The sequence below is a fragment of the Allobosea sp. 05T438 genome (genome assembly GCF_056396025.1).
The window spans coordinates 1-13,709 of sequence record NZ_JBFTKQ010000013.1 but is presented as its reverse complement, the minus strand read 5'-3'; the positions used below and the strand labels follow the sequence as shown (position 1 = coordinate 13,709).

The 13,709-nt window shown below is 66.8% G+C and carries 13 protein-coding genes; 11 read left to right on the top strand and 2 right to left on the bottom strand.

Annotation, left to right across the window (positions count from 1 at the left end; all coding sequences use genetic code 11):
* On the bottom strand, positions 1-1,164 hold the full coding sequence (locus AC1DIN_RS21820; RefSeq protein ID WP_476811277.1) for a dihydrodipicolinate synthase family protein: 1,164 nt from the start codon (positions 1,162-1,164) through the stop codon (positions 1-3).
* Positions 1,165-1,331: 167 nt separating this feature from the next.
* On the opposite strand from AC1DIN_RS21820, the gene AC1DIN_RS21815 reads away from it, so the two are divergent.
* From AC1DIN_RS21815 to AC1DIN_RS21765, 11 genes are all read left to right on the top strand, one after another.
* Positions 1,332-2,384, top strand: coding sequence for a LacI family DNA-binding transcriptional regulator (locus AC1DIN_RS21815; protein WP_476811276.1), 1,053 nt, complete (start codon positions 1,332-1,334; stop codon positions 2,382-2,384).
* A 24-nt stretch (positions 2,385-2,408) separates the two neighbouring features.
* Positions 2,409-4,001, top strand: a complete 1,593-nt coding sequence (locus tag AC1DIN_RS21810; protein ID WP_476811275.1) for an acyl CoA:acetate/3-ketoacid CoA transferase — start codon at positions 2,409-2,411, stop codon at positions 3,999-4,001.
* Positions 3,998-4,771, top strand: coding sequence for an enoyl-CoA hydratase/isomerase family protein (locus AC1DIN_RS21805; RefSeq protein ID WP_476811274.1), 774 nt, complete (start codon positions 3,998-4,000; stop codon positions 4,769-4,771). Before AC1DIN_RS21810 ends, AC1DIN_RS21805 begins: the two co-directional genes overlap by 4 nt.
* Position 4,772: 1 nt before the next feature.
* Positions 4,773-5,534, top strand: a complete 762-nt coding sequence (locus AC1DIN_RS21800) for a 3-ketoacyl-ACP reductase (RefSeq protein WP_476811273.1) — start codon at positions 4,773-4,775, stop codon at positions 5,532-5,534.
* A 112-nt stretch (positions 5,535-5,646) separates the two neighbouring features.
* Positions 5,647-6,315 carry an amino acid ABC transporter permease gene (locus AC1DIN_RS21795; RefSeq protein ID WP_441468983.1) on the top strand — a complete coding sequence of 223 codons (669 nt, stop codon included), beginning with the start codon at positions 5,647-5,649 and terminating at the stop codon, positions 6,313-6,315.
* A 10-nt stretch (positions 6,316-6,325) separates the two neighbouring features.
* A complete protein-coding gene (locus tag AC1DIN_RS21790; RefSeq protein ID WP_476811272.1) occupies positions 6,326-6,976 on the top strand; it encodes an amino acid ABC transporter permease in 651 nt (216 codons plus the stop codon).
* Between the two features lie 45 nt (positions 6,977-7,021).
* The gene (locus AC1DIN_RS21785) at positions 7,022-7,858 is read left to right on the top strand and encodes a transporter substrate-binding domain-containing protein (protein WP_441468981.1); all 837 of its coding nucleotides are present in this window, start codon (positions 7,022-7,024) and stop codon (positions 7,856-7,858) included.
* A 196-nt stretch (positions 7,859-8,054) separates the two neighbouring features.
* Positions 8,055-8,789 (top strand): amino acid ABC transporter ATP-binding protein, encoded by a 735-nt coding sequence (locus tag AC1DIN_RS21780; protein WP_476811369.1) that lies wholly within the window; start codon positions 8,055-8,057, stop codon positions 8,787-8,789.
* Positions 8,790-8,797: 8 nt separating this feature from the next.
* Positions 8,798-9,976, top strand: coding sequence for an AGE family epimerase/isomerase (locus AC1DIN_RS21775; RefSeq protein ID WP_476811271.1), 1,179 nt, complete (start codon positions 8,798-8,800; stop codon positions 9,974-9,976).
* A complete protein-coding gene (locus tag AC1DIN_RS21770; protein ID WP_476811270.1) occupies positions 9,957-10,259 on the top strand; it encodes a DUF6522 family protein in 303 nt (100 codons plus the stop codon). Before AC1DIN_RS21775 ends, AC1DIN_RS21770 begins: the two co-directional genes overlap by 20 nt.
* A gap of 80 nt (positions 10,260-10,339) precedes the next feature.
* Positions 10,340-10,867, top strand: a complete 528-nt coding sequence (locus AC1DIN_RS21765) for an L-2-amino-thiazoline-4-carboxylic acid hydrolase (RefSeq protein ID WP_476811269.1) — start codon at positions 10,340-10,342, stop codon at positions 10,865-10,867.
* 55 nt (positions 10,868-10,922) lie between these two features.
* On the opposite strand, the gene AC1DIN_RS21760 is transcribed toward AC1DIN_RS21765, so the two are convergent.
* The coding region (locus AC1DIN_RS21760) for an aminotransferase class III-fold pyridoxal phosphate-dependent enzyme (protein ID WP_476811268.1) at positions 10,923-13,709 on the bottom strand (2,787 nt) is incomplete at its 5' end.

Here is a 13,709-nt window from a genome sequence, read left to right as displayed (position 1 = left end):
TCAGGCGATGCCGTTGAGGGCGCAGAGATGCGCCATGCGGTGCCCCGCGAGCTCGGGATCGACGAAGAGCCCGGCTTGGTCGGCAAGGCGGAAGAGATCGGCATAATGCAGGATGCCGCGCGCAGATTCGGCGCCGCCGACCATGCGGAAATGGTTCTGGAAGCCGTTCAGCCAGGCGAGGAAGACGACACCGCATTTGTAATGCTGCGTCGGTGCCTCGAAGAGCCGGCGCGACAGCGCAACGGTCGGATCGAGGATGGTGTGGAAGCCGGCGCGGTCGCCCCCTTCCAGCTTGGCGAAGGCCGCGGCTGCGGCCGGGGCGATCGGATCGAAGATGCCGAGCAGGCCGTGCGAGAAGCCCTGCGCGTCGCCGCCGATCAGCTCGGCATAGTTGAAGTCGTCGCCGGTATACATGACGATGCCCTCGGGCAGGAGGCGACGCATCTCGATCTCCTTGCCGGCGTCGAGCAGCGAGATCTTGATGCCGTCGATCTTGGCGGCGTGCTCACGGATCAGGGTGAGCACCGTCTCCATGGCCGACTTGAAGTCGCGGCTGCCCCAGTAGCCGGCGAGCGCGGGATCAAACATCTCGCCGAGCCAGTGCAGGATCACCCTGCCGCGGCACTGACGGATGAGGTGGCTGTAGACAGAGAGGTAGTCCTCCGGGCTTTTGGCGACGCGGCAGAGCGCCCGGCTCGCCATCAGGATGATCTTGCCGCCGTGCTCCTCGATATGGCCGATCTGCTCCTCATAGGCGCGGATCACGTCGTCGAGGCTGCGCGCGGCTTGCGGATCGAGCTGGTCTGTGCCGGCGCCGCAGGCGAGGTCGGCGCCCGGCGTTACCTTGGCCTCGGCGAGGACGCGGGTGATCAACTCGGCGGCGTTCGGCCAGTCCAGCCCCATGCCGCGCTGCGAGGTGTCCATCGCTTCGGCGATCTTGAAGCCGAGGCCCCATAGGTGATGCCGGAAGGTGAGGGTGGCGTCCCAATCGACCGCCGGCACGCGCCAGGGCTCCTGGAGCTTCAGCGGGTCGGCGACTACATGGGCGGCAGCATAGACGGTGCGGACGCCGTTCGCCGGCGCGGTGCGCGGAAATGGCGAGGGCGGGGCCAGCCTGTAGCGCTCGCTGCTGCCGTCCATGCGGGGCAGGGTGATCTCGGCCATCGCTTCCTCCGATCTTGATTATTGGAACGTTCCATCAATGAAACGTGCTGGAGGCGTTATACATGGCGATAAAATCGTTTGAAAGAGGGAGATTGCGTGGGTGATCAAAGACTGATAATGGAACGTTCCAAGATAAGAATGGCGTACGCCACTTCAGGGATGAAACCATGCCGCAGCCGAAAGGCAGCAAGGGAAAGGTGACGATCATCGAGATCGCGGACGCCGCCGGCGTCTCGAAATCGACGGTTTCGCTTGTCCTGACCGGGCGCGGCAGCGTCAAATCCGAGACGCGCCAGCAGGTTCTCCAGACCATGGACCGGCTGGGCTATGTCTATAATCGCGGCGCGGCCAATCTGCGCAATGCGCAGTCCCATATCGTCGGCCTCGTCCTCAACGACCTCTCCAATCCGTTCTTCGCCGAATTCGCCATCGGGGTGGAGAAGGTGCTCCAGATGGCGGGCTATGTCGCCTTCATGGCCAATACCGCCGAGAGCGTGGTGCGGCAGGAGCAGGTGATGCGGATGATGCGCGAGCACGGCGCTGGCGGCATCATTCTCTGCCCGGCGCTGGATACGCGGCCTGAGCATCTCGACTGGGTCAAGGCGGCCGGCACCGCGCTGCTGGTGGCGATTCGCCGCCTGCCGGGCGCCGAGGCGAGTCTCGTCGTGCCGGAAAACGTCGCGGGCGCCAGCCGGGTCACGCGCCACCTCATCAATCTCGGCCATGAGCGCATCGCCTATCTCGGGGGCATGCATTCGATGGTCGTCCGGCAGGAGCGGCATGGCGGCTTCCTCGCCGCGATGGACGCGACCGGCCGCAGTGTCGATCCGGCGCTCAATCTCGAGAGCATGCCGACCCGTGACGGGGGCTTCGGCGCGATGAGCGCCGTGCTGTCGCTCGCCGACCGGCCGACCGCCGTCGTCTGCTATAACGACGTCGTCGCCATCGGCGCGATGCTGGCAGCGGCGCGGCACGGGCTCGTGGTCGGCCGCGACATCGCCATCGTCGGCTTCGACGACACCAGCGAGGCGCGCCATGTCTCGCCGGCGCTGACCACCGTCGCGGTCGATCCCGTTGGGCTCGGCGAACGCGCCGCCGCGCTGCTGCTGAAGCAGATCGCCGATCCCGCCGCGGAGCCGGAAAGCTTCATCGGCCCCGCCAACCTCGTCATCCGCGAATCCTGCGGCGCCTATCAGCGTGCGCTCGCTGCCGCCGGCTGAAACGTTCATCCAGAGACAAAAACCATGGCCTTTCCCCGCATCCTCTCCGCCGACGAAGCCGCCGCGCTGATCCCGGACGACGCGATCGTCACTGTCTCCTCCTCTTCGGGGCTTGGCTGCCCGGACGCGGTGCTGGCGGCGATCGGCCGGCGCTTCGATGCGTCCGGCCATCCGCGCAATCTGACCACGCTGCACCCCATCGCCGCCGGCGACATGTGGGGCGTCAAGGGCGTCGATCACATCGCAAAGCCCGGCCTGCTGGCCCGGATCATGGGCGGCTCCTACCCCTCCGGCCCGTCCTCGGCCGAGCCGCCGGCGATCTGGAAGATGGTCACGGGCAACGAGATCCCGGCCTACAATATCCCGAGCGGCATTCTGTTCGACATGCATCGCGAGGCGGCCGCCAAGCGACCGGGCGTGCTGACCAAGATCGGCATGGACACTTTCGTCGATCCCAAGCACCAGGGCTGCGCCATGAATGCGCGCGCCATGGCCGAGCCAATCGTCAGCCGCGTCGAATTCGATGGCGAGGACTGGCTCTATTTCCGCAGCATCGTGCCGCAAGTCGCGATCATCCGCGCCACCACGGCCGACGAGCGCGGCAACCTGTCCTACGAGCATGAGGGTGGCCTGCTCGGGCCGCTCGATCAGGCGCTGGCGGTGCGCAACAATGGCGGCATCGTCATCGCGCAGGTGAAGCGCGTGGTCGAGGCGGGCAGCCTCAACACGCAATCCGTCTTCGTGCCCGGCATCCTCGTCGATGCGATCGTGGTCGCGCCCGACCAGATGCAGACGACGCAGACCGTCTATGACCCCGCGATCTCCGGCGAGGTGCGCCGGCCGTTGTCGAGCTTCGAGACCCCGGCCTTCGACGTCGCCAAGGTGATCGCGCGGCGCGTGGCGCAGGAGCTGCGCCACGGCGATGCCGTCAATATCGGCTTCGGCATCTCGGCCAATGTCCCGCGCATCCTGATCGAGGAAGGCCAGCACGGCGCGGTGACCTGGGTGATCGAGCAGGGCGCTGTCGGCGGCGTGCCGCTGCTCGAATTCCAGTTCGGCTGCGCCTCCAATGCCGAGGCGATCGTGCCCTCCCCTTACCAGTTTACTTACTTTCAGGGGGCGGGCTTCGACATGTCGCTGCTCTCCTTCCTGCAGATCGACAGGCAGGGCTGCGTCAACGTCTCGAAGCTTGGTGTGCGTCCTCACGTCACGGCCGGCGCCGGCGGCTTCATCGACATCACCGCCCGGGCCAAGCGCATCGTCTTCTCCGGCTATTTCAGCGCCGCGGCCAAGCTCGCGATCGCCGATGGCAAGCTCGTCATCGAGAAGGAGGGCAAGGTGAAGAAGCTCGTCGAGGCCGTCGAGCACATCTCCTTCTCCGGGCCGCGCGCTGTCGCGCAAGGTCAAGACGTGACCTACATCACCGAGCGCTGCGTGATGAAGCTGACGCCGGAAGGCATCGTCGTCACCGAGATCGCGCCAGGCGTCGATCTTGAGCGCGACATCCTCAGCCAGAGCGAGTTCCCGCTGCTGGTGCCCAAGCCGCCGAAGCTGATGGATGCCGCGCTGTTCGACGAGGCCCTGATCGGCCTCAACGTTCCCAAGAGGGCAGCATGAGCGACCCCGTCCGCCTCGACATCGCCTCCGGCATCGCGACGATCACGCTCGCCCGGCCGGAAAAGCTCAACGCGCTCGACGATGTCATGGTCGGGCTGCTCGGCCGCTTCGCCGACGCGATCGATGCCGACCGCTCGGTGCGCGCCGTCATCCTGACCGGGGAGGGCAAGGCCTTCTGCGCCGGCGGCGACATCGTCGCCTGGGGCGGGCTGTCGCCGCTGGAGATGGGGCAGGGCTGGGTGCGCTCCGGCCACCGCGCCTTCGACAAGCTGGCGCGGATGAAGCCGCCGGTCATCGCCGCGATGAACGGCCATGCGCTGGGCGGCGGCCTGGAGCTCGCCGTTACCGCCGATATCCGTATCTGCGAGGTGCAGGCCAAGATCGGCCTGCCCGAGACCGGGCTCGGCATGATCCCCGGCTGGTCCGGCACGCAGCGCCTGGTGAAGCGGCTGGGCGGGCAGGTCGCGCGCCGGCTGGCGCTGACCGGCGAGATCGTCACCGCCGAGACGGCGTTGACGCTCGGCATCGTCGATCAGATGGTCGATAAGGGCGGGGCGCTCGCGGCGGCGCAGGCCATGGCCGAGCGCGTCAGCCAGCGCGGGCCGGTGGCGAACCTCGTCGTCAAGCAGCTCATCAACGCCGCCGAGAACGAGGATAGCAGCGCGATCATGGAGACGCTGGCGAGCTCGCTCGTCTCCTACACCGAGGATGTGAAGGAGGGCGTTGCCGCTTTCCAGCAGAAGCGCGCGCCGCATTACCGGGGAGAGTGAGATGACGCGTCCCGTCGCCCTGATCACCGGCGCAAGGCGCGGCATCGGCCGCGCCATCGGTATCGCCCTCGCAAAGGCGGGCCATGACGTCGCCTTCACCGACATTGCCGAGGACGAGGCGGTTGGCGAGGCGCTGAAGCTGTTCGAAGAGGCCGGCGCTGCAGCGCGGTTCTTCAAGCATGACGTTTCGGCGATCGACAGCCATGCCGCTCTCGTCGCGGATGTGAAGGCTGCCTTCGGCCGGCTCGATCTCTTCGTCTCGAATGCCGGCATCGGCGCGCCGGTGCGCGGCGACATGCTGGAGATCACGCCGGAGAGCTTCGACGTCGTGATGGACGTCAACCTGCGGGGTGCCGCCTTCCTGAGCCAGGAGGTCGCCAGGGCGATGCTCGCGGACAAGCCGCAGCGTCCCGCGATCGTCTTCATCACCTCGGCCAGCACGGAACTCGTCTCGATCGACCGCGCGCAATATTGCGTCTCGAAGCTCGGCCTTTCGATGTGGGCGAAGGCGCTTGCCGTCAGGCTCGCGCCCGAGGGAATTCCGGTCTTCGAGGTCCGGCCGGGTGTGATCCGCACCGATATGACCGCGAAGGTCGCCGCCAAATACGATGCGCGTATCGCCGAGGGGCTGATCCCCGCCGGGCGCTGGGGCGAAGGCGAGGATGTCGCAGCCTGCGTCGCTGCTCTGACCAGCGGGCAATTCGCCTATGCAACAGGAACAGTGATCAACGTCGATGGCGGCTTGCTGATTCCGCGATTGTAGGGATGGTGCGACAACATCGGCCGAGCTGGTGGAACAATGCCGGCCGGGAGGATTGGATGAGGAAGGCGCATGAAGGCGGTTCGGCTTTCGCCCCACGGAACGGGCGGCTCGCATGAGCTATGAATTCGATTTCGCCGACGTCTTCGCGGCGTGGCCCGAGCTGCTGCAGGGGCTGTTCAATTCGCTCGTGCTGTCGGCGCTGGCGATGGCGATCGGCATGGTGGTCTCGATCGCGGGCGCGCTCGGCAAGACTTCGGGGCCGAAATGGCTGCGGCGGATCATCGACGAATATATCGAGCTGATCCGAAACACGCCGTTCCTGATCCAGATTTTCGTGATCTATTTCGGACTGCCCTCGATGGGCTTGAAGATGTCCTCGAACATGGCGGCGCTGCTGGCGCTCGTCGTGAATGTCGGTGCCTACGGCATCGAAATCATTCGCGCCGGCATCGAGAGCATCCACAAGGGGCAGGTCGAGGCGGGCAAGTCGCTCGGCATGCGCCCGCTCCAGATCTTCCGCTACATCATCCTGAAGCCGGCGATCCAGGCGATCTACCCATCTCTGACCAGCCAGTTCATCCTGCTGATGCTGAACACCAGCGTTTGCTCGGCGATCGCGGCGAGCGAGCTGACGGCGGTGGCGGGCGACATCCAGTCGCGCACCTTCCGCAGTTTCGAGGTCTATTTCGTCGTCACTTGCATGTATCTCGGCTTGTCCGTCTTCTTCTGGACGGTGTTCGCCGGGATCGAGCGCGCCTTCCTGCGCAAACCAACCCGGTGAGGTGACGACGATGCGCACGCTCGGATCAGCCGACATCATCTACATCATCATGGCGGTGCGCTGGACGCTGCTGCTCTCGCTCGTCGCCTTCCTCGGCGGCGCGCTCGGCGGCGCGCTGGTCGCGCTTGCCCGCACCGGCGAGTACAAGTGGCTCAGGATCGCCTCGGCCGGCTACATCAAGGTCTTCCAGGGCACGCCGCTGCTGATGCAGCTGTTCCTCGCCTTCTTCGTGCCCGGGCTGTTCGGCTGGTCGGTCGACCCCTGGACGGCGGCCGCGCTTGGCCTCTCGCTCCATGCCAGCGCCTTCCTCGGCGAAATCTGGCGCGGCGCGATCGAGGTGGTGCCGCGCGGGCAATGGGAGGCGGCGACCTCGCTCGGCCTGCGCTACTGGCCGAAGATGGTGCTCGTCCTCGCGCCGCAGGCGGTCCGCATCGCCATTCCCCCGACGATCGGCTTCCTCGTGCAGCTCATCAAGGGCACCTCGCTAGCCTCGATCATCGGCTTCGTCGAGTTGACCCGCGCGGCGCAGATCATCAACAACGCGACCTTCCGGCCCTTCACGATCTTCGCGCTCGTCGCGCTGGTCTATTACGTCATCTGCCGGCCGCTCTCGGCCTACAGCAAGAGAATGGAGCAGAAGCTCCTCGTCGCCGCGCGCTGAGCGCGGCTGCGCAACACCAAGCCTACACCACAGAGGAGAACGTCCATGTCGCTGTTTAAATCGATTTGCCGCCGCAGCCTCGGCGCGCTGGTCTTCGCCGGCCTCGCCGCCGCCGCGCTCAATACCGCCCCGGCGCAGGCCGCGACGCCCGACGAGATCAAGGCCCGCGGCAAGCTGATGGTCGGCGTGCTGACCGACTACCCGCCCTTCGGCGGCACCGACGCCAACCAGCAGCCGGCCGGCTACGATGCCGACGTCGCCGCCCTCATGGCCAAGTCGCTCGGCGTCAAGCTCGAGCTCGTCCCGGTCACCGGCCCGAACCGCATCCCCTATCTGCTGACCAACAAGGTCGACCTGCTGATCGCGACCTTCGGCATCACCCCCGAGCGTCAGAAGCAGGTGCTCTTCTCCAACCCCTACAGCACGCTGACGATCTATGTGCTGGCGCCCAAGAGCCTCAGCATCAAAACGCCGGAAGACCTGAAGAACGTGACCATCAGCGTCGCGCGCGCCTCGACGCAGGACATCGCGCTCAGCGCCGTCGTCCCGCAGGGCACGCCGCTCAAGCGCTTCGACGACGACGCCACCACCCTGCAGGCGCTGATTTCCGGCCAGGTCCAGGCGATGGGCGCGAGCAACACCATCCTCGCCCAGCTCAACAAGGACTATCCGCAGCTCGGCATCGAGCCGAAGATCACGCTGAAAGAGCAGGCCAATGGCATGGCCTTCCGCAAGGCCGACACGGCGCTGGCCGAGTTCTCGAACAAGTTCATCGCCGAGATCGAGGGCAACGGCGAACTCTCCAAGATCAACCAGAAGTGGTTCGGCATCCCGCTTCCGAAGCTGCCGCCCATGCCGGTGTTCGAATCCGGAAAATTCTGATTGCACACGCAACCACGACGTCGTCCCGGGTTGAATCCGGGACGACGTACGAGCCAGCGCGATCGCATCGGTTCCTGTAACAGCGGAAGCGCCCGGTCATAGACCGGGCTCTTCTTCCACCAGCCAGTCCAGAACGGTTTTCCAGATGGCCGCTATCGCCTCAACCGAAGCCGAGATCGGCGCCCCGATCATCGAGATGCGCAAGGTCGACAAGTTCTATGGCGACTTCCATGTTCTGCGCGATATCGACCTCACCGTGGCGCGGGGCGAGCGCATCGTCATCTGCGGCCCCTCAGGCTCGGGCAAGTCGACGCTGATCCGCTGCCTGAACCAGCTCGAGGAGCACCAGAAGGGCGAGATCGTCATCGACGGCACGACCGTCGATGCCAGGCTCAAGGGCATCGAGGACATCCGCCGCGAGATCGGCATGGTGTTCCAGAGCTTCAACTTGTTTCCGCATCTGACGGCGCTGGAAAACTGCACGCTCGCGCCGATGAAGGTGCGCGGCATTCCCAAGGCGGAAGCCGAGGCGAACGCCCGCAAGATTCTGGAGCGCGTGCATATTCCGGAGCAGGCGCACAAATACCCTGTCCAGCTCTCCGGCGGCCAGCAGCAGCGCGTCGCGATCGCGCGCTCGCTCTGCATGAATCCGAAGATCATGCTGTTCGACGAGCCGACCTCGGCGCTCGATCCGGAGATGGTCAGCGAGGTGCTGGATGTGATGGTCGAGCTCGCCGAGAGCGGCATGACCATGCTCTGCGTCACCCATGAGATGGGCTTCGCCCGCAGGGTCGCCGACCGGGTGATCTTCATGGATGCCGGCGAGATCGTCGAGGTCGCGCCGCCTGATCAGTTCTTCACGGCGCCGCAGAACGAGCGCACGCGCAAGTTCCTCGGCCAGATTCTGCACGCGCAAACACAGGCGCATTGAGGCGGCCGATGCTCGACCTGTCGCCCGCCGGCCTGCAGCGCTGGACCTATGGGACGCTGATCTCGGCCTGGATCGAGCGCGCGGTCGATCGCACGGCGGGTGGCTTCGTCGAGGGGTTCTCGCTGGATGGCCTGCCGGTCGCCGCGCCCGATCGCAGTGCGCTGACGACGGCGCGCCTGACCTACACTTTCAGCCATGCCGCCCGGCTGAGCGGGAGCAAGGCGGCGATGGAGGCGGCGCAGCACGGCTTCGCGCTTCTGCTGAAGGCGCATCAAGCCAACGGCTATGTGCCGAAGCGCTTCCTCCCCGATGGTGCGGCGAGCGTCCCGCAGCGCGATCTCTACGACCTTGCCTTCGTGCTCTTCGGCTCCGCGCATTACCACCGGGCGACCGGCGACGTTGCCGCCATCCGCCTCGCCGGGGTGACGATGGACCTGATCGAGACCGAGCTTGCCGCCCCGTTCGGCGGCTATGCGGAAGACGATCTGGGAACGCTGCCGCGCCGCCAGAATCCGCATATGCACCTGCTCGAAGCCTTCCATGCGCTAGCGGAAGCGACCGGGGACCAGCGCTGGTTCGATGCAGCCGACGGCATCGTCCGGCTGGCAGCGGAGCGCTTCATCGACGCCAAGGGCACGCTCGGCGAGTTCTTCGACACAAACTGGCGGCCCGTTGCCGGCGATGCTGGCCAGTTGCGCGAGCCTGGTCACCAGTTCGAGTGGGTCTGGCTGCTGCATCACCATCACCGCCTGACCGGCTGGGACAAGGCGCGTGCGCTTGCCGACGGGCTTTACGGCTTCGGCCTCGCGCATGGGCTCGACCGTGATCCGGGGTACCCAGCGCTGGTGCTCGATGGCGTCAACCCAGACGGGGCTGTCGTTGCGCCGACGAAGCTGCTTTGGCCGCAGACCGAGTTCATCAAGGCGCTCGGGGCGCGTTTCGAATTCGCAGGCGACGAAGATGCAGGCTTGCGGCTGCCGCGCCATATCGAGCTGATGTTCCGCCACTTCGTCGATGCACGGACGGGGCTCTGGCACAACCAGCTCGACCGTGCCGGTGGGCCTTTGCCGGTATCGCTGCCGTCCCGCGTCCTCTATCATCTCTTCCTGTGTCTGGCCGAGACGCTGCGGATCATGCCGCCGCCGGCCACGTCTCCGGAAGTGGAAGATGGAACAGCAGCGCGCTGACCCAGCCGATCTCCCGATCCTTCGCGACGCCAGCGGTGCCTTCGTGCTCGATGCCGAGCGCATTGCGGCGCGCTTCGGCTGGTCGGTGGGGGAATGGCTGGGCATGCAGCGGCGTGGCCTGGTGACGAGCCGCGTCGAGCGCGGCGAAGGCGAGGACCGGGGCCGCTGGCGGCTCTCCGTGCATTGCGGCAACCGGCGCTGGTTCGCCATCGTCTCGGACGACGGCGCCGTGATCGAGGAGAAGCTCGATTTCCTGCCCTCGCCGCCGCGCCGCGGTCGATGATCGCGGTATCAGCGTGTTTCCCGGCGAACTCGACTCATTCTAAACTTGCGGTGCCGCATGCAGACAAACGGAGGCGGGAGATGAGCGAGACGGAGAAACCGGCCGAGCAAGGCGATAACCCGGTCTTCGACGGCGAGATCGGCATCCTGGCCCGCAGGCGGATCGAAGCCGGCATCATCGCGCCGATCTATGAGGAGATGCGCGAGCGCTTGGGCGAGGAGATGGCGCAATCGATCCTCGATCAGGCGATCCGCAAGGCGGCGATCGCAGCCGGCCAATCTTTCGCTGCCAAGACGCCGGGCGGCACCAGCCTGCGCAGCTTCCAGGAATTGCAGGCGCTCTGGACGCAGGACGATGCGCTCGTCATCGAGGTGGTCAAGGCGACGGACACCGAGTTCGACTATAACGTCCATCGCTGTCGCTATGCCGAGACCTATCGCGAGATGGGGCTCGGCAAGATCGGCCATCTGCTCTCCTGCAACCGCGACGGCGTGTTCTGCACGGGCTATGACCCGCGCATCACCCTCGAACGCACGCAGACGATCATGGGCGGCGCGACCCACTGCAACTTCCGCTACACGCTGCAGGACGAGTCGAAGGCTGGCTGAGCGTCGTCCCGCCAGCTGATGCCGGCCCATCCCCGAGGACGGGCCGGAGCCGCCTTCAGCGCACGGCCTCGACCTCGCGCAGGCAGATCCTGAGGCGGTCGAGGATCATCTCGACGTCATCCGCGCCGACCGTGAGCGGGGGGCGGATCTTGAGGATGTTGTCGGCTGGGCCTTCGCGCCCGACGAGGATGCGCATGTCGCGCAGGCGGTTCATGACATAGGCCGCCGCGTCGGTCGCGGGTTCGAGCGTCTCGCGATCCGTGACCAGCTCCAGCCCGAGGAAGAGGCCGATGCCGCGCACGTCGCCGACGCTGGGATAGTCCGCCATCAGCGCGCGCATGCCGGCGAGCAGCTTGTCGCCCATCGCCTTGGCATTGGCCGAGAGCCCTTCCTCCTCGACGATGTCGAGCACCTCGGAGGCGATGCGGCAGGACAGGTTCGAACCGCCGAAGGTCGAGAAATACTCCGGGCCTTCCGCGAAGCGCTCGGCGATGGCGCGGGTGGTGATGACCGCGCCGATCGGGTGGCCGTTGCCGAGCGGCTTGCCGAGCACGACGATGTCCGGGCGCACATTCTGCTGCTCGAAGCCGAAATAATAGTCGCCGAGGCGGCCGAGCCCGGTCTGCACCTCGTCGGCGATGCAGATGCCGCCGGCGGCACGGATGCGCTCGTAGACAGCCGCGAGATAGCCCGGCGGCGGGATGATCTGGCCGCCGACGCTCGGGAAGGTCTCGGCGATGAAGCCGGCGACCTTGCCGCCACGTGCCGCGATGGCGGCGAGCGCGCCGTCGACCTGCTGGGCGTAGTGGAGCGCCCGATCGGCATCGTCGCGGCGGAAGCGGCCGCGATAATCGTCGGCGACGTCGACGAGCTGCACCCAGGGCTTGCGGCCGCCCATGTTCGGCTTGTTGAACTTGTAGGCGGAGATGTCGATCGCGCCGGTGGTGTTGCCGTGATAACCGTGATCGGGCGTGACGATGTCGTAGCCGCCGCTCGCCGCACGGGCGAGGCGCAGGGCCAGTTCGTTCGCTTCCGAGCCGGAATTGACGAAGAAGCAGACCTCCAACTCCCCTGGCAGCTTCGCCGTCAGGCGCTCGGCCAGCGCCATCGGCGCCGGGTGGAGATAGCGCGTGTTGGAGTTCATCCGCGCGAGCTGGTCCATCGCGACGGCCCGGATGCGCGGATGGGCGTGCCCGACATGGGGCACGTTGTTGTAGGCGTCGAGATAGGGCCGGCCCATCGCGTCGAAGAGATGGTGGCGCCAGCCGCGCAGGAAGGTGACCGGGCGCTTGTAGCTCAGCTTGAGATTGGCACCGAAACGGGCCTTGCGCTCGGCCAGCAGGGCGTCCTCGTCGATCGCCTGATAGGCGACGACGTCGTCGGGCAGGTTGAGCAGGGCGGCGGGGTTCGGGCAGATCGCCTGCCAGAGTGCCCAGTCGTCGGGATCGGCGACGCCGGGCCAGTCATGGCCCATGCCGTCCAGCGTCAGCGCGAGCTGGAAGTGCAGATGCGGCTCCCAGCCGCCATTCTCCTCGGCCGGACCGAGCCTGGCGAAGGCTTCGCCAGCCGCGATCTCCTGGCCTGGCTTCAGCTTCGCGGCGCCGTCCGCAGCAAGATGGCCGTAGAGCGTGTGGAAGACGTCGCCCGCGGGCGTGCGGTGCTCGAGGATGACGACGCCGCCATAGTCGAGATGGCCCTTGCGGTTCTCGGCCAGCGCGACGCGCCCGGCCAGCGGCGCGCGGACCGGCTTGCCGGCGGGGCCGAAGACATCGATGGCCATATGGATGGTGCGGCGGTTGGAGGCGAGCCAGCGGCCCTTGCGGAAGGCCTTGTCGGTATAGACCAGCCGCGGCTCGCCATATTGGCCGAGCCACCATTCCTGGGTGATGCCGATGGCCGCGCCGAGGTTGCGGGCCTCGTCGGCACGCATGCTGAAGGGGTTCTGCGGGATGGTGGCCTCGGCCACGCCGAGCGAGCCGACCGGGAGATCATCGAGCTGATGGCCGAGCACGGGGGCGAAGTTGCCGCGCTGCCGGGCGATCCAGCTGGCGATGCGGCCGGCGGCGTCGGTGACGGGCAGGCCGCAGGCATTGCGCAGGCGCGCGGCCATCAGCTCGCCGTCGATGGCGGGGTTCTCCAGCAGGCGCCAGGCGGGGCCTTGCGAGATCGTGACATAGGCGTCGTTCGGGCGGTCCTTGGCTTGAATCGTCGAGTTCACGACGCTGACCGCGAGGCGCATCCGGACAAGCGGCCAGATTAACCCGATCTCCTCGGCGCTCAGCGGCGAGACGCCATGATAGCCGGCGACGAAAGCAGCGAGCGCCGCTTCCGGCGTCTCGTGGTCGAGGATGGCATAGGCCGCGGCGATGGCGATCTCGCAGACCCGCGGGCCATGGGTCATGTCGCCGAAGTCGATCAGGCCGCTGATCCGCGCGGGCTCGCCGAGGCGCGGCTCGACCAGGATGTTGAAGTCGTTGAGGTCGTTGTGGAGGGTCTGGTGCGGCAGCCGGTCGAGCACGGGCTTGAGCGCCTCGAAGGCGGCGACGATCTCGGCTACGAGCGTGCGGCGCGAGCCTGCGAGCACGTCGAGATGCGGCTTGATCCAGCCGGCCTGCGTCAGGTCCCACTTTGCCGCATCTGGTGCTGCCGTGACCTCGAAATCACGCAAGGCGAGGTCGAGCCGCGCCGTCAAAGCGCCGAGTTCGGACAGGACGGCAGGCGGTTGCGGCCCGGCTTCACCCATCGGGATGCCCTGAAAGGCGCGCTGGACCCAGACCATGCGTTGGCGGCCTTCAGCATCCGCAACGTTCTGCCAGAAGCGGTTGCCTTCGGTGGAAAGCAG

Coding starts and splice junctions, on each gene's coding strand:
- AC1DIN_RS21765 (WP_476811269.1), top strand. CDS start 10,340: ATGAGCGAGACGGAGAAACCGGCCGAGCAAGGCGATAACCCGGTCTTC.
- AC1DIN_RS21820 (WP_476811277.1), bottom strand. CDS start 1,164: ATGGCCGAGATCACCCTGCCCCGCATGGACGGCAGCAGCGAGCGCTAC.
- AC1DIN_RS21805 (WP_476811274.1), top strand. CDS start 3,998: ATGAGCGACCCCGTCCGCCTCGACATCGCCTCCGGCATCGCGACGATC.
- AC1DIN_RS21790 (WP_476811272.1), top strand. CDS start 6,326: ATGCGCACGCTCGGATCAGCCGACATCATCTACATCATCATGGCGGTG.
- AC1DIN_RS21810 (WP_476811275.1), top strand. CDS start 2,409: ATGGCCTTTCCCCGCATCCTCTCCGCCGACGAAGCCGCCGCGCTGATC.
- AC1DIN_RS21815 (WP_476811276.1), top strand. CDS start 1,332: ATGCCGCAGCCGAAAGGCAGCAAGGGAAAGGTGACGATCATCGAGATC.
- AC1DIN_RS21780 (WP_476811369.1), top strand. CDS start 8,055: ATGCGCAAGGTCGACAAGTTCTATGGCGACTTCCATGTTCTGCGCGAT.
- AC1DIN_RS21770 (WP_476811270.1), top strand. CDS start 9,957: ATGGAACAGCAGCGCGCTGACCCAGCCGATCTCCCGATCCTTCGCGAC.
- AC1DIN_RS21775 (WP_476811271.1), top strand. CDS start 8,798: ATGCTCGACCTGTCGCCCGCCGGCCTGCAGCGCTGGACCTATGGGACG.
- AC1DIN_RS21795 (WP_441468983.1), top strand. CDS start 5,647: ATGAGCTATGAATTCGATTTCGCCGACGTCTTCGCGGCGTGGCCCGAG.
- AC1DIN_RS21800 (WP_476811273.1), top strand. CDS start 4,773: ATGACGCGTCCCGTCGCCCTGATCACCGGCGCAAGGCGCGGCATCGGC.
- AC1DIN_RS21785 (WP_441468981.1), top strand. CDS start 7,022: ATGTCGCTGTTTAAATCGATTTGCCGCCGCAGCCTCGGCGCGCTGGTC.